Here is a 21,176-nt window from a genome sequence, read left to right as displayed (position 1 = left end):
GCTATTATGAGTGTTAATCCAGATGGATGGAAGCCCAAAGAAGCGGAATTTTGGATGAGAAAGCGATCTTCCTGATAATACAGGAAGATCGTTTGAAGAAGACCTAAAATTTGAAGCGATAGCCTAACTGGAATGTCCGTGGTTTACCTGGTTGAATACCACCAGCGTGCAATCTGCTTGCCATGTATTTTTCGTCAAGTAAGTTATCAATCGTCAAATAAACAGAGTGCGCGGTGGCAAATGCATACTGACCACCCATATCAACGACGACATGATCCTCAATACGTTCGTCATCCGCAATCGCACCATGTCCAGCTCTTGTGCGCATTTCGCTGCGATAACGCATTGCAAGCTCACTGCTAAAGTTATCGATATTTAAGCCAACTGACATCGACACCTGATGCTCTGGGACGTAAGGTAGTGCATCACCGGCTTCTACATTCCCCCATGTATCAAGTTTGGACTTAAAGTTGTTTTGGAACTCAGCTTCTGTATACGTGTAAGCCAATCCAAGTGGTATTTGAAACGCGCCAACTTCAACCTGATATTGGGAATTCAGTTCAACACCTTGAATGTCGACTTCACCTGCGTTGTATTGCTTCCCTATTTCGTCGGTACATCCCTGAGCAGCTGTACATGCACCTAGCATATTGTTGTATTCACTGACAAATCCGATCAAATCAAGCTGAAAATTCCCTTCGTTGTAACGAAAACCTGTTTCAAAGTTCCAGCTTTTTTCAGCCTTTGCACCTGCATCTGCTTTAGGTGGCGCAAATCCACGTTGTAGACCAGCCAAGATGACCCAAGAATCATTCAATTGATAGGTTGCACCAATGGATGGGATGATGACTTCCACTTCATTTCTTTTTACTTTAGAAGGTGCAGAAGAACGAGAAATATCCTTACCCCAGTCATCTTTTCTCAGTGTCATTGATTCATAACGAAGACCACCAGAAACGGTTAAATCACCAATCGACCATTCATCATGCGCAAATAATGCAACAGCTGTTGCGCTTTCAACACGGTTGGCATTACTCCCTGGTTGACCTGCTTTTGTCTTGGTCATATTGAATGAACGATCCATCGTGTACTCATCAACCCATTGGAAACGATCTACTTCATCCTCATGATATCGCGCACCAAATGTCATCGCATGGGAGCCAGCATTCACTGTCAATTGTGTCTGCAACCCACGCGATAAATAATCACGATTATTTGCTTTTACATCAATGTATAAGGTATCTGAGAAACCAAGGCCCCTATCAAATGCAGAAGCAGCAAGCAATGTTTCCGTGTTCAATGCTTTCTTCACACCTGCCTGTTCAGACAAACCAGATAGTTTGTACCAGTTTCTATGAAAATCAATATGGTATGCTGATGCACTCAGCTGCATATCCGTGTTGATTTGATAGGAGTAGTCAACTTGGATCAGTGTGTGGTCCGTTTTCATGTTATCCAGTTGAGAAGCGGCATAACGACGATATGGCGATGATTGGAAATCTGCATCCGTGATCCCCATATAGGTTTCATTCGAATCTTCTTCTGAATACTGTACTTTCAAGCCAAGTGTATGTGCATCTTTTTGGCCGAATGAATAACGGGTTTTCCCTAACAAATCTGTTTTCTCAAAACCAGTATCCTGGCCTGATGGTAGCTGTTTAAACCCATCAGCAGCATAGTGGAACACTTCAAGCAGATTCCCAAATCCACCTTGCTCACCACCAACAAATCCATGTACTTTACGATAATCATCGGAGCCAACACCAAGATCCAATTCGCCAGCAATTTTTTCTTCTGGTATCTGACGAGAAATTAAGTTCAGTACACCGCCCGTTGACATTGGACCATATTTCACACTGGAAGAACCTTTTAGTACTTCAACGGACTGCATTCGACCAAACGTTGGGAAATAGTAAGCTGCTGGAGCAGAATATGGAGCAGGTGCTGCAAGTACGCCATCTTCCATCACAGTGATCTTCGAGCTGCGGTTTGACCCTGTGCCACGCATACCAATATTTGGACGAAGACCATACCCATCTTCTTCAATAACATAAATACCAGGTACAGCCTGAAGCGCACGCATCACATCGCTATACTCAAATTTCTCAAGATCTGTTTCGCTCAGATAGGCACCTGAACCTGGCGTCGTATCAATTGCTTGCGCACTGCCAAAAATTTCAATATGTTCAAAAGAGTCTTTTTGCTCAGTAGCAGCTGCATAACCTGTCGACGTCAATAACGCTAACGCGGAGAGTTTAAAGAGAGGCTTCATACGGATTTGTCCTAAGGGAATCTAAAGAAAAGTAGTAAACATCAAACGAATGTGCGAAAGATACAACGAATGAGAATGATTCTCAATCATTTTGCATAATAAATATGGTTCTTTTTTCTTATTTGTTGATCTGAATAAATAAATTGAAATGAGATAAATCAGTCGAGATCACATGATTAAGTTCAGATCAGGTAAATCAAAATACATGGGGTGATTTCAATGCCGGAAACAGCTTTCATTGATTCCGGCATTTGAGCGTTCTACTAGACCTTTACTTGGCGTAACAGTTCGTGAAGATATGAATGGAACGTCTCTTTCAGCTCTGGATGGCGCATAGCAAATTCAACATTGGCTTTCATGTGTCCCAGTTTGCTTCCACAATCATAACGAATACCATCAAACTGATGTGCAAAAACAGATTCATGTGCAAGCAAAGCAGCAATGGCATCTGTCAGCTGGATCTCCCCACCACGCCCTTTTTGTGTTTGCGCTAATAATTCAAAAATCTTCGGTGTTAGAATATACCGACCGACGACGGACAAATTTGACGGAGCATCTTCAGCCTTTGGTTTTTCAACGATCCCTTTCAATTGATAAGTCTGCTCTTCATCAGGGCCATTCACCGGATCAATCACACCATATTGACTGACTTGAGACTCAGGTACTGTTTCGACAGCGACGACTGAGCTACTTCTTTGCGATGCCAGTTGTGCCATCGTCGTGAGCGCACTTTCTTGGTGGCTATAGATCAAGTCATCCGCTAATAAAACCGCAAAAGGCTCATCTCCAACGATATCTCTCGCACAAAGGACTGCATGCCCTAAACCCAGCGCTTCTTTTTGGCGAACGTAAAAACAATTTACGTGATCAGGAATAATGGCGCGGACGCACTCCAAAAGCTCTTTTTTCCCAGCTTGTTCCAGCTTATACTCCAGCTCAAAATTACTGTCAAAGTGATCTTCGATAGGTCGTTTTGTCCAAGAGGTCACAAAGATCATATCCGTGATCCCAGCTTCAATCGCTTCTTCCACTGCGTACTGAATCAGTGGCTTATCCACGACGGGTAACATTTCTTTCGGGCAGGCTTTCGTCGCTGGCAAAAATCGAGTTCCCATGCCTGCAACAGGAAACACTGCTTTTCTGATATTCATCATCGAATCGACCGTTTCATAAAAAATTGAGCACATGATACTTGGCAAGTGAAGTCTTGCCTAGTGTTGCATTTTAGGATTTCAGGCTCGCTGATGAGGTGCAACGACCTTTAATCAATCGCTTTAAACTGCTTAAACATCCGATTCGCTTTTCGAGCATTGAATCGTTGACACTTTTTATCAAGTAATGGGGTATTTTTGACTTGAGATGACTTTGATATTTGACATCCTTTGGATTTTTTGATGACTTTTGGTTTCAGCTTCACCACTTTTTTCGCCGACGCTGTTGATTGAGTCTGTGTCGCTTCCGCATGGATTTGGAAAGAAAAAAGTAGAAACAACGAAAAAACAAATGCTTTCATAACAAAACAACTACAACATTAATCAAAAGAACACACACGATAGCTCATTTTTTAACCTCGATCAACCTTCAACAAGCCTGCAATTTAAAAGAATCGTTCTAAACTAAGCATAACTGCCTTATTTAGGAACATATTATGAACAGGTATCAGTTCTCAATCATTAACCTAGCCTTTTTACTGATTGCTTGTGGTGGTGGGGGTGAAAATAACTCAGCACAATCTTCAGGAAGCACAACACCCTCAGCCAACGCAACACCAAATAATTCAAATAACAACACTGATGATAGTGTCGGTGCTGGTGATAGCGGGAATGGAAGTAATAATACAACCCCACCTTCTCAAGGAAACACAACACCAACTGACAACACAACAAGCACAGCAACAGATCTCACTAACACCTTTTTATCCAAACGTAATGCAAACTGCTCAGAATATACTGGTGCATACAAAGCAACAGCTCTCGATCATCATCGAGGGCTAGATTTCGACGCAACATTGACGATTAGTAGTAACGGGACTACATGCACATTCTCTACAAATGAAATCCCCAATCATACATTTAATGATGGAGATAACACGTTTCCGAACAATGTTTCAACACAATCTGGAAGTTACGCCATCACGGCCTCTCCGGCTATTGCACCATTTATCACAGAGCTCAGCTTAGAAACAACAAACGCAATTTTTCTCAATGGTGTCAGTATGGATATGTTGCCAGCAGGATGCTTTGGCGTCGGAAATGGTAAAGTCGGCTGTGGTCAAGACATGATCAACCACCCTTGGCGTTCAAATCCAATCGTAGATAATTTTGGAACAGATACACACAATGCTCATGCCCAGCCAGATGGGACCTATCATTATCATGCAAACCCACAAGCTTTGTTTGACATGAATGATAGCTCGCAAGCTTCTCCTGTTATTGGCTTCTCCGCGGACGGATTTCCAGTTTACGGGATCTATTTCAATGACAACGGAGTCATTCGAAAAGCGCTTTCAAGCTACCGCTTAAAAACAGGTGTCCGACAGGCCGTATCAGGATTCACAACACCGAGCGGCAACTATGATGGTACTTACAGAGGCGACTATGAATTTGTATCTGGATTAGGTGATTTAGATGAGTGTAATGGCATGACAATCAATGGCCAATATGGGTATTACATTACAGAAGCCTACCCCTACGTCATGAATTGTTTTAAAGGGACACCAAATACGTCTTTCGTTAAGCGGGGCGCAGCTTTGAAAAACCGAATGCATGGGCATGATTAGAAAAGATCCGCTAGCTTAAATCAAGCAATGACTCTTTTGGAAAATTGACCGAGTTTCTTTCTGGTACCTCATTCCAGTTGTAGAGTACCTGAAGCGGGAGTTTTAAACATGCCGCATAGCGCCCTTTTTTGCCCCGAGTTTCTGTAAAAGTACCCTGGAACAACTCAACAATATTCTTGACTAAATAACTTCCTTTTCCATCAAGTGATGTACCTTCATCACTTAAGTTTTCACCAACAACATTTAAGATCAAATTACTCCCATAGGACTTGATCGTGATCTCAACATGATCCGCAGAATAGGACAGGGCATAATCACCAAGTTGCTGCATAGCAATAAAAACCGCAATATTGACAAAATTAGTGAATGGGTCAGAAACTTCATAGTCCAATTCAATTGTTGTATCGTAATCACTGCCATATTCCAGCTGACGCTGTTCTTTCCATTTTTGTGCTGCCATAGCCAAATCAATATTAAAATCAAAAGTAGTTCGCAATGGATCGGATTTGAGGAGCGAATAAAGGCGCTCAATTGAATTATGGAATACTTTCGGCAATAGGTTCTCTCGTGATTTTGATAGTGCATACAGCATCGTACACTCTTCAAAGATCTTACGTTGATGCGGGTATAACTCATAAAAGTAATCGATTAATAAGTGTTGGAACCCATTAACTTTATTACTCATTCTTGTCTGATGAAGTGCTTCTTTGAGCTGATTACGTTTGCGTCCGGAATACCAGAGATAACTACATACCAAAATCAAGAAAATGATGTAACACAGAAAAGCAAATGGCCGAAGGTACATAGGATATTGCACATAAAACTGCACATCTTTAGAGACTGATTCACCCAGACTATTGATCCCTTCAACAGAAAATGTGTTCGTTCCCCAGTCGGCATTAAATCCGTAAGTTCTTTCTGTCGAGTGTAGTTTTCTCAGTTTGCCATTCACATAAAAGTTATAACGTGCGCTACCATGAAAGTCATTGAGCGCAACTTGAAATTCGATATGCTCTCCCTGGAGTGGTTCATTAAGATCGGCCAGCTTTCCATTGACAAATACATTGCTAAGCATCAATCGTAACGGTCCACGTTCTTCATAGAACGCATGATCCCAGGAAAGAAGTTGGCTATTTGCAGTCATCGCATAAAATCGGTCATGGATCCGAGTAATATTGCCAACACTGGCCCCAGCATCAAATGCTTTAAACGTCATATCATCCAATTGAATTTGCAAGACACCTTTTGAGCACCCAACCCAAACAGCCCCACGCCATTCAGTAAAGTAAGAGCATTTACCACCAATACCAGGCAGTAAAATTTTCCGTTGCAAAATACCATTGCGGATAATAGCAACTCCTGTATTTGCCGTCCCTAAGAATGTATATTGTGGAAAAGACTGTGGTCGATACAATGCAAGCGTCGAGTCATAGCTGATAAACTCTCGCTTCTGATCGACAATCCTTGTAACACCATTTGCTGTTGCAATCCAAGGTGTTTTTCCGGGTAGAATATCAACGATTTCTTCGCCATTAAAGTACCGCTCATACTCTTGAGAGGTCACTTGAAAATCATTGGATAAATCAATCTCACTCACTTGACCACCATGACAAACGATAAGCGTATTTTCATCAATCAGCCTTAAGCAAAACACGGGTTGTTGTATAGACAAATGACTAAACCGCCCATCCTGCAATAGAAATAGTCCATAGAACGAGCCAATAAACAACCCCTGCCGATGACTTAACATTCGGTAAATAAAGGAAGGCGCACCTGAAATCGGTGTTGCTTGCGCAGTCACCGGATCAACGACTTCTAATCCATTAATATCCCCAAAATATAAAGAACCATCATGATAAACTAACCCACCTCCAGCACCGCTTGCTTCAGTAATAGATGACTGCTGAACAGAGAAAATTGAAGGAGAGATACGTTCAACTTCATTGGTTGCAAGCCAGATCGAACCATCTGAGGTTTGAAAAATATCAAAAATCCGTAGCGATGAAATTCGTTTATAGTTATGGTTCACCAACCGCTGATTATTCAAATCAAAAAGAGCGATTTCCTTGTTATGGACCATCCATACTTGGCCTGAGTTTTCTTCGACAGAAGATGTCAAACTATCGACTTGACCAATTAAAAAAGACTGTGGGATCCAGGTGACTGGGTCAATGATGGTTAGACCATGCCGACCTGCAACAACAAGCTTATCCTGTATAACTTTGAGTTCACTAAAGCGCCCCGTATGACACCGATCTGTTTTGTAAGAACAAACTTTTTCGGATGTAAGGTAGTAAATATCGTTCTTATATTGCGTAATCCCTCTTGGAATACCTTGAATACTGATATCAACACCATGATTGATCGGAAACCCTCCGATATTTCGAATAATCAGCTTGTTATCTGTGAGCGCAAATACTTTGTCATCAACAACTGCAACATCATAAATAATGCCGCTTGTCTCCAATAGGGTGATCACTTCACCAGTTTCAGCGACAGTAAAGACTCCACCTTCGCCAGAAAAAATAACTGTGGTGAGATAAGGTTTGATAGAAAAAATATTACGAAGCTTTGCATTGGGTGAGAACTTTCTTTGGTGAACAAAGCTATAGCCATCGTAGCGCGCAATTCCGTCTTCCAAAGCTATCCAGACAAAACCGCGCGCATCTTGAGTAATTGCTTTCGGGAGCGAGGGTACATCAATCACACTTGCATAGGCTTGCCCACAGAAAAGCAAGCTTAACAATAGACATGTACGTAATTGATTCCAGCACATAGACAATATCCCTCAGTCCCCCGAAAAAGTCATTAAAACAATTCAATGAACAGTGATGGGACTATAGCCCCGAAGGCGGATGGCGGTGGCCGCCACAAGCACCCATAATAACCATGTTATTCGATGTTTTAATGAGTTTAGTACTATCAAAGGTTGCAACAATGCGTTGATTACCTGGCGTTCCCGAAACAATGCCTCCATTCAGTTTCTCTTGTAATACTTCCGATATTTTATTTCTGTCGAACAAAATCAACATCGTAGGTAATCGAGGATCTGAGTCCTCCGCTTTGTTCATCCAGATACTATATAACAGGTTACAGTCTTCAGGGCCAGCTTCACAAACCGCTTTGCTTAATACTTCAAAACCTTCATTACCCCAAAATACAGCTTGTACACCTTCATAATTGCCCGAGCAGGTATCCATGGTTACGATCTCGTCCGTATTTGTTGCTTCATCAACGATACGAAAACTCGCCTCTGTCACCTTCGCTCGTGTTACTTCAGCTAAGGCGTTGATACTGCTAAATATCAAGCTCAGCCATAGTCCACTGATGAATAATCGACGAATGTACATATATGCCTCTCTCAATCAACAAGTCCTGCCCCACCTTCTCCACTCACATGCTCCCCCATGAAGAATGCCGCTAGTCTAGGTAAAGAAAGAACGAATGTTAATCGGGTAAAAGTTGCAGATATGCTTCAAGAATTGAATATCATGAAAAGGTCATAAATTGTGTAATCATCAGGCTTCCAGATGAAGTTGCACATCACAAAAATATTGAAAAGTCGTAACTTTGGTCAAGTTTGAAACAATTTTATTTATAATTCATAAGAGATGCATGAATTATCAACAAGAAAATATAATTCTCATCTATGAAATATCATACTTTTCTTTAAATAAAATCCAGAAAAAAGGCGAATTGATGCTATTTAAAACACAATCAAGCATGAATTTTTGTCAAAAATAACATCTTTTTTGATGCATCAGAGGCATAAAATGCCATTGAAAAATTCAATGAAAGTGACGACCGATTTATTTCAATCAGAAAATTGGAGGAGGTATGAGCACCTCCTCCGGATATTTTATGGCTCGAGGTCAGCCCCTTCTTTTTCAACAACTTCAGGAATGAGATCTTCTTTACTGATCCCAAGCATGAGCGCCATTGAACTTGCGATGTAGATGGATGAATATGTACCAATAAACACACCAAATAGAAGTGCTGTTGCAAAACCATGGATCAATTCACCACCGACAAAAAACAACGCCATCAATACTAGAATCGTTGTCAGTGATGTGATCATGGTTCTGTTGAGCGTTTGCGTCAAAGAAATATCAATGATTTCCTGTGACTCACCTTTGCGGATTTTTCTAAAGTTTTCTCGGATACGATCTGATACAACAATCGTATCGTTGAGTGAATAACCAATGACGGCCAAAACAGCCGCAAGGACAGTCAGATCAACTTCTAATCCGAGGAATGAGAACATACCAACAGTAATGATCACATCGTGGGCCAGTGCACCAACAGAACCCAATGCAAATCGCCATTCGAAACGCATCGAAACATACATCAGGATACACATCAAAGCGACAAGCATGGCGAGAATACCGTTATCACGTAGCTCTTCACCTACACTTGGTCCAACAAACTCGATCCGACGCATCTCAACATTTTGTTGCATGCCTTCTTTGATCACCTGAATCAGTTGGTTGCCAAGCTCTTCCGATTTGATATTATCGCGTGGAGCAAGGCGGATCACAACTTCCTTACTTGAACCAAAAAGTTGTGGAACTGCGTCACTAAACTGCGTCGCTTCGAACACCTTGCGAAGCTTGTCCAGATCAACTGGCTCATCAAAGCCGACTTCTACTTTTGTTCCACCCGTAAAATCCAGGCCCCAATTCATCCCTTTTGTAAAAATGGATGTTAAAGAAGCAAGGACAACCAGTGTCGAAATACCCATGGCAATATAACGCCATGACATAAATGGAACTGTTTCTTTAAGTTTTAAAAACCGCATGCTTCTATCCTATATCGAGAGTTTCTGGACCGGCTTACCGCCCCACATGAAGTTCACAATCGAACGGGTACCCACAATCGCCGTAAACATAGATGTTGCGATACCAATCGATAGCGTGACTGCGAAACCTTTAACAGGGCCAGAACCAATCGCAAACAAGATCACTGCGGCAATAAAGGTCGTGATATTCGCATCTGCAATCGTCGAAAATGCACTGTCATATCCATGGTGGATAGCTGATTGTGGAGAGCGCCCTTCACGGAGCTCCTCTCTGATACGCTCGAAAATCAGAACATTTGCATCCACGGCCATACCAACGGTTAATACGATCCCCGCGATACCTGGCAATGTGAGCGTTGCGCCTGGGATCATTGACATGATACCAATGATCATGACGAGGTTTGCTCCCAGCGCAGCATTTGCGACTAGGCCAAAACCACGGTAGTACACAACCATAAATGCAAGAACAAGCGCAAAACCAAGCACAACGGCATTAATACCACGTTCGATATTTTCTTGACCAAGGCTTGGACCAATCGTCGACTCTTGAACGATGCGAATTGGGGCAACAAGTGCACCTGCACGAAGAAGCATTGCCAAATTATCGGCTTCAACCTGAGAGTCGATCCCTGTAATACGGAAACTTCTGTTTAAACGTTGATTGATACGTGCCTGATTAATGACTTCCTGCTCTTTTCGATAAATCGTTAAACCTTTTTCATCTACTTCTTTCGTTGGCTTGTATTCAATGAAAAGTGTCGCCATCAGGTTACCAACATTATCTTTGGTCGCCTGGCTCATTTTCGTACCACCTTTTGAGTCAAGCTTGATTGAAACCTGTGGCATGCCGTTTTCATCAAAGCCAGACTGTGCATCCGTAATATGACTTCCATCCAAAATAATGCGTTTCTTCAATAATGAATACGTGCCATCATTCGTCGGGAAAAGCTCACTTCCCGGTGGAACTGCACCATTTAAAGCATCACGAACATCATGCTTCGTATCAACAATTCGGAACTCAAGTGTTGCCGTTGCTGATAGGATCTTTTTCGCTTGTGCTGAGTCTTGTACACCTGGTAGTTCGACAACGATTCGATTTGCACCTTGACGCTGGATTTGTGGCTCAGCAACACCCAGTTGGTTGACCCGGTTACGCATGATCGTAATATTCTGCATGACTGCGTATTCTTGAATATCGTTATAGCGCTGTTCTGTGAGCGTTGCTCTTAAGTCGAATGCTTCAGTTTTATCATTTTCAATAAACTGAATATCTGGAAATCTCTTTTCTAATAGACGTTTTCCTTTCTCGAAATATTTCTCTTCACGGAAAACGACATCAATCATATCTGTACCTTGACGACGCTTAATCGTGCGGTAACGAATTTTGCTCTCGCGCAGGTCAGACTTGAAATCATCAATCAGTTGCTTCGTTGCCTTGTCCATGGCTTCTTTCATGTCGACTTCCATCAGAAAGTGAACACCACCACGAAGATCAAGGCCAAGCTTCATCGGGTTCGCACCAAGGCTTCTGAGCCACTCTGGGTGCGTTGGCGCCAAGTTAAGTGCAGTAATGTATGATTCATCTCCAAGCGCAACTTCAATGGCATCTTTCGCTTTAATTTGTGTGTCGACACTGTCGAAGCGGGCAAGGATTTTATCGTCTTCCAGAGAAATAGACTTGATTGGAATATTCTGGTCGGTAAGATGCTTTTTGATGGTATCAAGCGTGTTTAAATCAACAACAGCTTTTTTCTCTCCGGAGATTTGTACGGCCGGATCGGCACGGTACAGGTTGGGGGACGCATAGAGTAACCCAATCATGATCACGAAGAGTACCAGCAGGTATTTCCAGAGCGGGTACTTGTTTAACACAGTGTCACTTCCTTCACTAAATTTATCGCCACGGTGTTGCTTCTAAAAAGAAACAACACCCTCAATTTCATCATCACGTCGCGAATTATAACGACTTAATTGTACCTTTTGGAAGGACAGCAGAAATCGAAGCTTTCTGAACCATCACTTCTGAGTTGTCATTGAGTGAGACACGAATAAAGTCATTCTCTTCGGTCACTTTGACAATCTTTCCTACGAGGCCACCTGCTGTGAGGACTTCATCACCTTTCGATAATGCGGACATTAACTCTTTGTGTTCTTTCACACGCTTTGCTTGTGGGCGGTAGACCACGAAGTAGAAGAAAACACCAAAGATAGCGAGCATAATCAACATTTCAAAACCACCGCCAGCTTGTGCTGGTGCACCACCATCTGCATAAGCATTTGAGATAAACAAACTCATTTTTAACCCCTAATACGTTGTTTAGTCTTTTAATTCAGGAACTTCTTTACCACGGCGAGCATAAAAATCTGCTACAAAAGCATCCAGCTCACCTTTATCAATCGCGTCTCTTAATCCCTGCATCAGGATTTGATAGTGTCGCAGATTATGGATCGTATTTAGACGTGCTCCAAGGATTTCATTGCACTTGTCTAAATGATGTAGATATGACCGAGAATAATTTTTACAAGTGTAACAGTCACATTCTTTGTCCAAAGGAGATGGATCATCGCGATGACGGGCATTTCTGATCTTGATCACACCATCAGAAACAAACAAATGTCCGTTACGTGCATTTCTTGTTGGCATCACGCAGTCAAACATATCTATACCGCGACGAACCCCTTCAACCAAATCTTCTGGCTTCCCAACACCCATCAGGTAACGCGGTTTATGATCTGGGATCTGATCCGTTGTATGATCAAGGACTCGGATCATATCTTCTTTTGGTTCACCCACGGATAAACCGCCAATCGCATACCCATCAAAACCGATTTCTTCCAAACCTTCTAGGCTGATATCACGCAAATGCGGGTACATACCACCTTGGATAATCCCAAACAAGGCATTTGGATTACCTTCATGAGCTTTCTTGGACCGTTTTGCCCAACGGAGTGAAAGCTCCATTGATTTTTTCGCTTCATCTTCCGTTGCCGGATATGGTGTACATTCGTCAAAGATCATCACGATGTCAGATCCAAGCGCACGTTGAACTTCCATCGAACGCTCTGGTGTCAGAAATATTTTTTCGCCATTCACTGGAGAACGAAACGTGACACCTTCTTCAGTGATTTTACGCAGTGCACCAAGGCTGAAAACTTGGAAACCACCAGAATCCGTTAAAATTGGCTTCTGCCAGTTCATAAAATCATGCAAATCACCGTGCTTGTTGATGATCTCAGTGCCAGGACGTAACATGAGATGGAACGTGTTTCCCAAACAGATGTGAGCACCCGTTGCTTCAAGCTCTTCCGGCGTCATCCCTTTCACCGTTCCATAAGTGCCAACTGGCATAAATGCTGGTGTTTCAACATCTCCACGATCAAAGGAAATACGTCCACGACGAGCTTTACCGTCTTTGCCTAAAAGTTCAAATTTCATAAAAACCTCAACGTCAGAGAAACAGTCTGACTTTGTTTACAGTATTCACTGCAATGTAAACATTAAGCGCGATGTAAGAACATCGCATCACCATAACTAAAAAATCTATATTCTTCTGCAATCGCAGCCTGATAAGCGTGTTTAATATTTTCTTGTCCAGCAAAAGCAGAAACAAGCATCATCAAGGTAGACTCAGGCAGATGAAAGTTTGTGATCATGCAATCGATCACTTTAAACTCGTATCCTGGGTAGATAAAGATATCTGTATCACCATAAAACTCTTCAATGAAGTTTTCTGAGCGCGTTGCTGCGGTTTCGACCGAACGAACAGAAGTGGTACCAACCGCAATAACGCGATGACCAGCAACTTTGGTTGCTTTAATTTTTTCAACCACATCAGCTGGCACTTCTGCATATTCCGAGTGCATCTGGTGTTCTTGCACGGTTTTGACGCGGACAGGCTGAAAAGTTCCAGCACCAACATGCAAAGTGACAAAAGCCGTTTGCACACCTTTTTCACGAATTTGTTCTAATAAAGCATCATCAAAATGCAGGCCAGCCGTCGGTGCTGCAACAGCGCCAGGCTTATCATGATAAACTGTTTGATAACGTTCTTTATCAGACTCAGAATCAGGGCGGTCAATATAAGGTGGCAATGGCATATGGCCGATTTCATCCAGAATTGTCAGAACCGTCTTCTCTGATTCAAATCTCAGCTCAAAAAGCTCTCCCTGACGGCCAAGCATCGTGGCTTTTTCTTTGCCCTCAAGGAGCAAAGTACTCCCCTCTTTTGGGGATTTGCTACAACGAACATGCGCAAGGACACGATGTTCATCCAGGACACGCTCAACCAAAACTTCAAGCTTCCCACCTGTTTCTTTTTGACCATACATCCGCGCTGGGATCACTTTGGTGTTATTGAATATCAGTAGGTCGCCTTCATTCAGCATGGATAAAATATCCGAAAAGTGACGATGGTCGATATCACCATTTTGGCGATCAACACACATTAACCGACTTGCCGTTCGATCGGATTTCGGGTACTTCGCGATCAGCTTTTCCGGAAGTTCAAAAGAAAAGTCTGCAACCTGCATCATAACAACACCTAAGCAATAGCATTCAACATCTTTGCCGACTCACTTAACTATCAACAAACGCCATCAATACGAATGATACTCAGGAATCGGCAAAATAACCGCGTAAGTCTAAGGAGTGCCCTATGGAAGATCAAGATTTTATTCTTATATGGGTGGTCAATTTTGACGACCCTAGTCCCAATTTGCCTAGCCTAGAAGAAAACGCTATGCAATAGCAGCTCAAAAAACATCAATTCGTCATTCACAAAAGGTAACATTCTCACCTGATTACATTTGCGAAAACACCAATCATTTTGAAGTGCTAAATATCCAACTCATGTAAATAATGAACATAAAAATTCATTCAAACTCCATCATTCACATTCAAAACTTCAATAAGCAATGAATATAAATACTTAAATATCAGTCGATTGAATGCTAGCATTTTAAGCTAAACTGGATTTTTCTTATCCATTTTATTTTGAAAGAAAATTACATAATTTGATTTAAAACCAATTTTTGTTGTAATTTTACAACATTTTCCTTGACTTTATTTTAAGCATCATTAGAATATGCCCCGTATCTCTCATTGTTTATTTGCAGTTTAAGTGCATTTTAAATTTTTAACCGCTTGTTTTAGCAGGCGGTTTTCTTTTTTTAGCCTTTGCATTCTCTCTGATTACCCCTCGTTTCTATCGATTTTTGAGTATTCAATTTTTAAATAAATTGGCTATCCTTTACCTTTAATACTGAATGTTTTTTAATAAGGCATCGAGATGGCTGAACCTGTCGATATGATGAAGATTGACAAAATCCTGGACGGTTTTTCAATTCCTCCAAGACCCGATCTCCTCAAAGATATTGATGAAGAACTCAAACAGGAAGAGCCGAATATTCGAAAAATCAGTAACCTGATTGGCCAAGACATCGGTATTTCTGGCTTTACACTCAAAGTGGTGAATTCACCATTATTTTCGTTACCTCGAAAAATCAACTCAATTGAGCACGCATGTAGTTACTTAGGGATTGATCGCGTCGTTAAGCTTGTGAATAGTGTCATTCTTCGCTTTAAGCTAAGTGAAGGAAAAGAAGATCCGTTTACCACCAGATTGTGGAATTCTTCATCAGCTGTGGGCAATGCAGCTTTAGTTCTTGCTGAGCACTTTGATCTGGGTGAAGAAACCGCTTCTGACTGCTATACCTTAGGTCTGTTTCATAATGCTGGAAAAGCACTGATTATTGAACAATCTCCAGATTATCCAGAGGTACTCGACAAAGCATATCGACAATCGAACCAAACAATCGCAGATATAGAAGAAACAGAAATCGAATCTTCCCACGAAGTCTTAGGCTTTCTGCTTGCACAATCTTGGGGTTTAAGTCATGAGTTATGTAATGTGATCGCCTACCATCACAATCATCACATCATGATGGCAACAGGCGAAGCACAAGAAAAGCAAATCTTCTGCATTCTGAAGCTTGCAGAACATATGACAGGATTGAGCGAGTATTTTTCACCAGGCAGTAATGATCAGGAGTGGGGCCGACACCATCAAACCATTCTCGACTACCTTGAAATTGAAGACTTCCAGCTTGCTGACATCGGCGAAGAACTCAAAAGTCAAGGCGTCGATAATATTTACTCAACCTAAGCCTAACATCGACAAAGTTTTAGAAGCAGCTCTTCCGCACAATGTGCAAGCGCTTTATATGTTTGAACACGGTTTGAAGTTTTGCGCCAGACAAAACCAATCTCTCGATACGCGCCATCTTGCTCAGGCTCATATGCCATGAGATCCGTCTTATCGAGGATACCCGCATTAATCGCCATTTGAGGTAAAAAAGTCACCCCAAGCTTACTATTTACCATTTGCACCAATGTATGCAAACTCGTTGCTGAAAACGGGTTTACTTTTTCCTTATCTGTCAGATGACATGCACTCACAGCATGATCCGTTAAACAATGCTCTTTTTCCAATAAGAAAATACTTTCGTTTGGTAAGCGATTTGGAGAAATATTCCCTTCGTCGTGGATATAATCTTTGTGTGCAACAAGTTTGAAAGGATCTTTTGCAACCGTCACTGTATGGAAGTACGTCGTGTCATAAGGTAAAGCAAGTAAGACTAAATCAATACTTCCTTCTTCCAAATCACGTAAAAGGTTATCAGAAGTATCCTCTTTGAGCAGAAGCTTCAAGTTAGGGTAGTGCTCCTGGCAATATTGCGAAATCTGACTTAATGCAAATGAAGCTATCGTTGGGATGCACCCTAAACGAACAACCCCTGAAAATGGATTGCCAAATGTTTGCGTATACTCGGTCAGATCATTTGTCTGCTGAATGATCTGACGCGCATGATGAACCACATCTTCACCAATTGGGGTAAAAATAAATGATTTATGATCGCGCTCCAGCAACTGACACTTGAGGATTTCTTCCAGATTTTGGATTGCCACACTTAAAGTAGACTGCCCAACAAAACATGCTTCCGCAGCTTTGCGAAAATGTTGGTGTTCATGTAATGCGAGAAGGTATTGTAATTGACGAATACTTGGGAGATTGTTCATCGTATTTTTCGATTGAAATAATTCATTTTATTTAATTTATCAGTAAAACAGTTAAAACTACACTTCCCTCATTCAAATTTTGCCACAAATGAATATGAGGAAAAATATGTTAACTATTGGCGATCAACTTCCAGAATTTAGCGTTGTCGGTGTCAAACCAAAGTTCAACCACCACGAAGAAGATGGTAACAGCGCATTCGAAACAATTACAGAAAAAAGTTTCGAAGGAAAATGGAAAGTGATCTTCTTTTATCCAAAGGACTTCACCTTTGTCTGCCCAACAGAAATCGTAGAATTCGCAAAACTCAATGACGAATTTGAAGATCGTGACACTGTTGTGCTTGGTGGCTCAACAGATAATGAATTCTGTAAACTTGCATGGCGTCGTGCCCACCCAGATCTAGACAAGTTGAATCAGTGGTCCTTCGCAGACTCACAAGGTGGCTTTACTGACGCACTTGGTATCCGTGATAAAGATGAAGGCGTAGCCCTTCGTGCAACGTTCATCGTTGATCCACACAACACAATCCAACATGTCAGTGTCAATGCTTTGAACGTTGGTCGTAACCCAGCAGAAGTTTTAAGAATTGTTGACGGCCTGCAAACTGACGAACTCTGTCCATGTAACCGTCCTGTCGGTGGTGACACACTTTAATTTCCCTCTCTTTTTTTGGCTGATCAACTGATCAGCCGCTTTTCAGGAGTACTTCCATGAGCATTTCAAGCATTAAAGATCAGCTCGGTGATTATGCAAAAGATATTCGCCTTAACTTAAGTAACTTATTCAACAACATCGAACAGGCAGGCATGACACCCGTTCAGTTTTATGGCACTGCACTCAGCGTCGCCTACACTCTGAAGAATAATGCTTTAATTGATATGATCATCACTGAAGCTGGTGAACACCTAGGCGAGAAAGAAATCAATGCAGCCAAAGTCGCAAGCACATTGATGGCAATGAATAACATCTATTACCGATTTGTTCACTTGGTCAGTGATAAAGAGTACGGTTCAATGCCTGCAAATCTACGCATGAGTCAGATGATGAACTCAGGTGTGAGCCAAGTCGATTTTGAGATTTTCTCACTGGCAATTTCTGCAATTAATGGTTGTGGCCTATGCATCGACTCACACGTGAAGCAGCTCGAAAAGCACAGTGTTTCTAAACAAACGATTCAAACATCAATTCGTCTGGCAGCAACATTGAATGCAGCCGACCAGGCACTTGCTATTTAATCGGAATCAGTTTCAAGTAGCACAGGGACGAAGAAGTTTAGTGGCAGGAGGGCAAAATGCCACAGAGTTCGCTCTGTGGCATTTTTTATGTCTTATCCAGAGAATGCAAACTGGATAACATAGAAGAATAGAATCGCAAGGAACGCGCCCACTGGCAACGTCACAACCCAAGATATAACGATATTCTGTATAACGCCCATATTCAGTGCCGCAATACCACGTGCCATACCAACACCAAGGACTGCACCAACTAACGTTTGCGTTGTTGAAATCGGTAGACCAGTGCCTGATGCAATCACGACTGTTGAAGCAGCAGCAAGCTCCGCAGCAAAGCCGCGACTTGGTGTCAGGTGTGTGATTCCTTTACCAATAGTTTTAATGACGCGATGACCAAAAATTGCAAGACCAAGGACAATCCCGAAACCACCCAATGGTAAGATCCACCAGACAAGTTGTGCTTTTGCAGCGATTTCACCACCACTTTGTACAATGCTCACAACCGCTGCGAGTGGACCAATCGCATTCGCAACATCATTTGAGCCGTGTGCAAAAGCCATACAACATGCCGTCACAATCATCAAAATCGCGAAAACTTTCTCAACGTTCGTGAACTGGCTTTCTTTATCTGCATTTGGATCAATCTTTAATCGGCTAATTGCAACCGCACCAGCAATGCCAACTGCAATGGCGATACCCACAGCTAACATATAACCTTCTACTGCTGGGATATCCAAACCGATGTGCTTCAGACCTTTCTTAATCGTCACAAGCGCCAATACAAATCCAGCAAATGCCATATAAAAAGGCACATAGCGTTTCGCATTTTGTAGCGGATTATCTGTATCGAATATCAGCTTTTGTGCGGTTTGGAAAATAAAGTAGGCAATGATACCTGAGATAAGTGGTGTAATGATCCAACTACCAACAATACCACCCACTTTACCCCAACTGACGGCCTCAGGGCCAATCGCAACAACAGCCGTACCAATAATCGCACCTATAATCGAATGCGTTGTAGAAACTGGCCAACCAAGATAAGAGGCAACCAACAACCAAAGACCAGCTGCAAGCAAGGCTGCAATCATCGCGTACACCAGTAATTCTGGTGTCTGAGTGAACATTCCGGCATCAATGATGCCTTTTCGAATGGTTTTTGTGACTTCACCACCTGCTAAATATGCACCGGCGAATTCAAAAATCATGGCAATAATGATTGCCTGTTTAATCGTAAGGGCACGAGAACCAACTGATGTTCCCATTGCATTGGCAACGTCGTTTGCACCAATACCCCAAGCCATTAAGAAGCCAACAATTGCAGCAATGAGCACAAGTGTGCCACCATAAGTTGCTATAATGTCCATGAAAATACCTACTACTGGATCGTGTCGCTATTTCGCGAGCATAATTTCTAATCGTGAACCAACTTTCTCGGCGTAGTCCGCCATCAAGCCGACTGACTCAATGATGTTGTATAAAAACATCACATCCACCGGATTGAGCTCGTTTTCTTTTCGGTGTAACTGACTTCGTAGTTTGATTTGCATGACATCCGTATCACCTTCGAGGCGATCAAGCTCTTCAATCATGGTTTCCACCAGATCGACTTCTCTGCCGCGGAAGCCCGTTTCTAACAAGTCATCTAACTCGTTAATTGCTTTGCAGGCCTGCGCTGTCGCATCGACATTACGACTCACATAGGCAAGGAAATCCGTCTGCATATCCTGAGGGATCGTCAAATGACGTCCAACGACACGCCCAGCAATATCTTTCGCAGTATTACCAATCTTGTCCTGCGTACTGAGCAACTCAAGTAAATCAGATCGGTCTACCGACATGAACAAGCCACGCGGGAGATGGATCCGAATTTCACGCTTCATGTTATCCGCTTCATTCTCTAACTTCGAGATTTGACGCTGAACGTCGTGAGCACTTTCCCAATCTTCGGCATAGACTGCTTCAAAGAAATTTAATAGTAACTTACTTCCGCTGTGAACAACGCGCATATGTTCTTCCAGAGGCTTAATCGGTGATTTCGCAAAAACCCCTAAAAACGAATTACCAGGCATATCTTTACCTTTTTAAATGCCAACTTCGAAGGCGGATTGTACAGTAAACATGGCGCAATAAAAATGACATTTAAGTGACATTTTACCGTCACATTAGATCCAGCCTTTATCCTGTTGACATCCCTAGAGAAAAAAAATCCCGCAATGTGCGGGATGCGTTCAAAACATCTGATTTTTAACAAATATTTTACGGTTTATGATCGATTTCTTGTTCTAAATTTTCATAGGAAGTGTGTCTTATATCCTTTCCTTTGACAAAGTAGATAATGTATTCGGAAATATTCTGACAACGATCGCCAATTCGCTCTAGTGAACGCGCAGACCAAAGGACATCCATAATACTCGGGATTGAACGTGGATCTTCCATCATATAGGTCATCAATTGACGCGTAACAGCCTCATATTCTCTGTCCACACGGCGATCTTCTTTATGAACTGCAATGGCCGCATCAATGTCCATTCTTGCGAAAGCATTGAGCACATCTCGAAGCATTTGCAGGACATGTCTACCCAGGTTATCCAAATTGACCAGTAGTTCCTGCTGAGCATTGGTGAAAGAGTCGAGTGCAACTTTAGCAATCCGTTCGGCTTCATCACCAATTCGCTCTAAATCCGCAATTGTTTTGATAATTGCCATGACCAAACGCAAGTCACTTGCCGCTGGCTGGCGTTTCGCAATGATCCGGGTACATTCTTCATCAATTTGGACTTCCATTGCATTGATCCGATAGTCACTTTGTAATACTTTTTGCGCCATGTCCGAGTCAAAGCGCTCCACCGCATCCAGTGCATCGGATAACTGTTTTTCAACAATCCCACCCATCGTGAGTACGTTATTCCGGATCGCTTCCAGTTCTTCATTAAACTGGCCTGAAATATGTTTCCCCAGATTTAAATTATCCATTCAACCACCAAGAATCTTTTATATTTAAATAGTTTAGCGTGTT

General features: G+C 42.1%; 18 protein-coding genes. 4 read left to right on the top strand and 14 right to left on the bottom strand.

From position 1 onward, the window contains the following. Positions 1 to 103 precede the first annotated feature (103 nt). The 3 genes from C505_RS0109300 to C505_RS0109290 all read right to left on the bottom strand — a co-directional run bounded on the left by C505_RS0109300 (position 104) and on the right by C505_RS0109290 (position 3,785). On the bottom strand, positions 104 to 2,272 hold the full coding sequence (locus C505_RS0109300; RefSeq protein WP_018692336.1) for a TonB-dependent receptor family protein: 2,169 nt from the start codon (positions 2,270 to 2,272) through the stop codon (positions 104 to 106). A gap of 263 nt (positions 2,273 to 2,535) precedes the next feature. Next, on the bottom strand, positions 2,536 to 3,426 hold the full coding sequence (gene galU, locus C505_RS0109295; protein WP_018692335.1) for a UTP--glucose-1-phosphate uridylyltransferase GalU: 891 nt from the start codon (positions 3,424 to 3,426) through the stop codon (positions 2,536 to 2,538). A gap of 107 nt (positions 3,427 to 3,533) precedes the next feature. Beyond that, on the bottom strand, positions 3,534 to 3,785 hold the full coding sequence (locus C505_RS0109290; RefSeq protein ID WP_018692334.1) for a hypothetical protein: 252 nt from the start codon (positions 3,783 to 3,785) through the stop codon (positions 3,534 to 3,536). 135 nt (positions 3,786 to 3,920) lie between these two features. On the opposite strand from C505_RS0109290, the gene C505_RS21930 reads away from it, so the two are divergent. Further along, on the top strand, positions 3,921 to 5,051 hold the full coding sequence (locus C505_RS21930; protein ID WP_018692333.1) for a YHYH protein: 1,131 nt from the start codon (positions 3,921 to 3,923) through the stop codon (positions 5,049 to 5,051). Positions 5,052 to 5,061: 10 nt separating this feature from the next. On the opposite strand, the gene C505_RS0109280 is transcribed toward C505_RS21930, so the two are convergent. The 7 genes from C505_RS0109280 to queA form a co-directional block, all read right to left on the bottom strand. Then, a complete protein-coding gene (locus C505_RS0109280; protein WP_018692332.1) occupies positions 5,062 to 7,827 on the bottom strand; it encodes a two-component regulator propeller domain-containing protein in 2,766 nt (921 codons plus the stop codon). Positions 7,828 to 7,888: 61 nt separating this feature from the next. Continuing rightward, the gene (locus tag C505_RS0109275) at positions 7,889 to 8,401 is read right to left on the bottom strand and encodes a hypothetical protein (RefSeq protein ID WP_018692331.1); all 513 of its coding nucleotides are present in this window, start codon (positions 8,399 to 8,401) and stop codon (positions 7,889 to 7,891) included. 509 nt (positions 8,402 to 8,910) lie between these two features. After that, complete coding sequence (gene secF, locus C505_RS0109265; protein WP_018692329.1) at positions 8,911 to 9,849, bottom strand: protein translocase subunit SecF; 939 nt, start codon at positions 9,847 to 9,849, stop codon at positions 8,911 to 8,913. 9 nt (positions 9,850 to 9,858) lie between these two features. Further along, positions 9,859 to 11,721 carry a protein translocase subunit SecD gene (secD, locus tag C505_RS0109260; protein WP_018692328.1) on the bottom strand — a complete coding sequence of 621 codons (1,863 nt, stop codon included), beginning with the start codon at positions 11,719 to 11,721 and terminating at the stop codon, positions 9,859 to 9,861. An 85-nt stretch (positions 11,722 to 11,806) separates the two neighbouring features. Then, positions 11,807 to 12,145: a preprotein translocase subunit YajC gene (gene yajC, locus C505_RS0109255; protein ID WP_018692327.1), complete on the bottom strand. Its 339-nt coding sequence runs from the start codon at positions 12,143 to 12,145 to the stop codon at positions 11,807 to 11,809. 21 nt (positions 12,146 to 12,166) lie between these two features. Beyond that, positions 12,167 to 13,285: a tRNA guanosine(34) transglycosylase Tgt gene (gene tgt / locus C505_RS0109250; protein WP_018692326.1), complete on the bottom strand. Its 1,119-nt coding sequence runs from the start codon at positions 13,283 to 13,285 to the stop codon at positions 12,167 to 12,169. A gap of 62 nt (positions 13,286 to 13,347) precedes the next feature. Then, entirely contained in the window at positions 13,348 to 14,379 is a 1,032-nt protein-coding gene (gene queA, locus C505_RS0109245) for a tRNA preQ1(34) S-adenosylmethionine ribosyltransferase-isomerase QueA (RefSeq protein WP_018692325.1), read from the bottom strand. Positions 14,380 to 15,137: 758 nt separating this feature from the next. On the opposite strand from queA, the gene C505_RS0109240 reads away from it, so the two are divergent. Continuing rightward, positions 15,138 to 16,013, top strand: a complete 876-nt coding sequence (locus C505_RS0109240) for an HDOD domain-containing protein (protein WP_018692324.1) — start codon at positions 15,138 to 15,140, stop codon at positions 16,011 to 16,013. A 2-nt stretch (positions 16,014 to 16,015) separates the two neighbouring features. On the opposite strand, the gene C505_RS0109235 is transcribed toward C505_RS0109240, so the two are convergent. After that, positions 16,016 to 16,927, bottom strand: a complete 912-nt coding sequence (locus C505_RS0109235; protein WP_018692323.1) for a hydrogen peroxide-inducible genes activator — start codon at positions 16,925 to 16,927, stop codon at positions 16,016 to 16,018. A 106-nt stretch (positions 16,928 to 17,033) separates the two neighbouring features. Between C505_RS0109235 and C505_RS0109230 the strand changes: the two genes are divergently transcribed. Continuing rightward, positions 17,034 to 17,582 (top strand): peroxiredoxin, encoded by a 549-nt coding sequence (locus C505_RS0109230; protein ID WP_018692322.1) that lies wholly within the window; start codon positions 17,034 to 17,036, stop codon positions 17,580 to 17,582. 56 nt (positions 17,583 to 17,638) lie between these two features. Continuing rightward, positions 17,639 to 18,163 (top strand): carboxymuconolactone decarboxylase family protein, encoded by a 525-nt coding sequence (locus C505_RS0109225; protein ID WP_018692321.1) that lies wholly within the window; start codon positions 17,639 to 17,641, stop codon positions 18,161 to 18,163. Between the two features lie 92 nt (positions 18,164 to 18,255). Here C505_RS0109225 and C505_RS0109220 read toward each other — a convergent pair whose 3' ends face one another. The 3 genes from C505_RS0109220 to phoU all read right to left on the bottom strand — a co-directional run bounded on the left by C505_RS0109220 (position 18,256) and on the right by phoU (position 21,133). Next, positions 18,256 to 19,524 (bottom strand): inorganic phosphate transporter, encoded by a 1,269-nt coding sequence (locus C505_RS0109220; RefSeq protein WP_018692320.1) that lies wholly within the window; start codon positions 19,522 to 19,524, stop codon positions 18,256 to 18,258. Between the two features lie 27 nt (positions 19,525 to 19,551). Beyond that, a complete protein-coding gene (locus C505_RS0109215) occupies positions 19,552 to 20,229 on the bottom strand; it encodes a TIGR00153 family protein (protein ID WP_018692319.1) in 678 nt (225 codons plus the stop codon). Between the two features lie 187 nt (positions 20,230 to 20,416). After that, positions 20,417 to 21,133 (bottom strand): phosphate signaling complex protein PhoU, encoded by a 717-nt coding sequence (phoU, locus tag C505_RS0109210; RefSeq protein WP_018692318.1) that lies wholly within the window; start codon positions 21,131 to 21,133, stop codon positions 20,417 to 20,419. Positions 21,134 to 21,176 lie beyond the last annotated feature (43 nt).

It is taken from the genome of Algicola sagamiensis DSM 14643 (assembly GCF_000374485.1).
GTDB classification, from domain to species: Bacteria; Pseudomonadota; Gammaproteobacteria; order Enterobacterales; family Alteromonadaceae; genus Algicola; species Algicola sagamiensis.
Note: the sequence above shows the minus strand (reverse complement) of the source record. Positions and strands in the feature narration are given on the sequence as shown.

What these genes read in the sequence shown, in the direction of transcription:
- C505_RS0109290 (WP_018692334.1), bottom strand. Translation starts at nt 3,785, where the DNA reads ATGAAAGCATTTGTTTTTTCGTTGTTTCTACTTTTTTCTTTCCAAATC.
- secF (WP_018692329.1), bottom strand. Translation starts at nt 9,849, where the DNA reads ATGCGGTTTTTAAAACTTAAAGAAACAGTTCCATTTATGTCATGGCGT.
- phoU (WP_018692318.1), bottom strand. Translation starts at nt 21,133, where the DNA reads ATGGATAATTTAAATCTGGGGAAACATATTTCAGGCCAGTTTAATGAA.
- C505_RS0109220 (WP_018692320.1), bottom strand. Translation starts at nt 19,524, where the DNA reads ATGGACATTATAGCAACTTATGGTGGCACACTTGTGCTCATTGCTGCA.
- C505_RS0109275 (WP_018692331.1), bottom strand. Translation starts at nt 8,401, where the DNA reads ATGTACATTCGTCGATTATTCATCAGTGGACTATGGCTGAGCTTGATA.
- C505_RS0109300 (WP_018692336.1), bottom strand. Translation starts at nt 2,272, where the DNA reads ATGAAGCCTCTCTTTAAACTCTCCGCGTTAGCGTTATTGACGTCGACA.
- C505_RS0109240 (WP_018692324.1), top strand. Translation starts at nt 15,138, where the DNA reads ATGGCTGAACCTGTCGATATGATGAAGATTGACAAAATCCTGGACGGT.
- queA (WP_018692325.1), bottom strand. Translation starts at nt 14,379, where the DNA reads ATGCAGGTTGCAGACTTTTCTTTTGAACTTCCGGAAAAGCTGATCGCG.
- galU (WP_018692335.1), bottom strand. Translation starts at nt 3,426, where the DNA reads ATGATGAATATCAGAAAAGCAGTGTTTCCTGTTGCAGGCATGGGAACT.
- yajC (WP_018692327.1), bottom strand. Translation starts at nt 12,145, where the DNA reads ATGAGTTTGTTTATCTCAAATGCTTATGCAGATGGTGGTGCACCAGCA.
- C505_RS21930 (WP_018692333.1), top strand. Translation starts at nt 3,921, where the DNA reads ATGAACAGGTATCAGTTCTCAATCATTAACCTAGCCTTTTTACTGATT.
- C505_RS0109235 (WP_018692323.1), bottom strand. Translation starts at nt 16,927, where the DNA reads ATGAACAATCTCCCAAGTATTCGTCAATTACAATACCTTCTCGCATTA.
- C505_RS0109225 (WP_018692321.1), top strand. Translation starts at nt 17,639, where the DNA reads ATGAGCATTTCAAGCATTAAAGATCAGCTCGGTGATTATGCAAAAGAT.
- tgt (WP_018692326.1), bottom strand. Translation starts at nt 13,285, where the DNA reads ATGAAATTTGAACTTTTAGGCAAAGACGGTAAAGCTCGTCGTGGACGT.
- C505_RS0109280 (WP_018692332.1), bottom strand. Translation starts at nt 7,827, where the DNA reads ATGTGCTGGAATCAATTACGTACATGTCTATTGTTAAGCTTGCTTTTC.
- C505_RS0109215 (WP_018692319.1), bottom strand. Translation starts at nt 20,229, where the DNA reads ATGCCTGGTAATTCGTTTTTAGGGGTTTTTGCGAAATCACCGATTAAG.
- C505_RS0109230 (WP_018692322.1), top strand. Translation starts at nt 17,034, where the DNA reads ATGTTAACTATTGGCGATCAACTTCCAGAATTTAGCGTTGTCGGTGTC.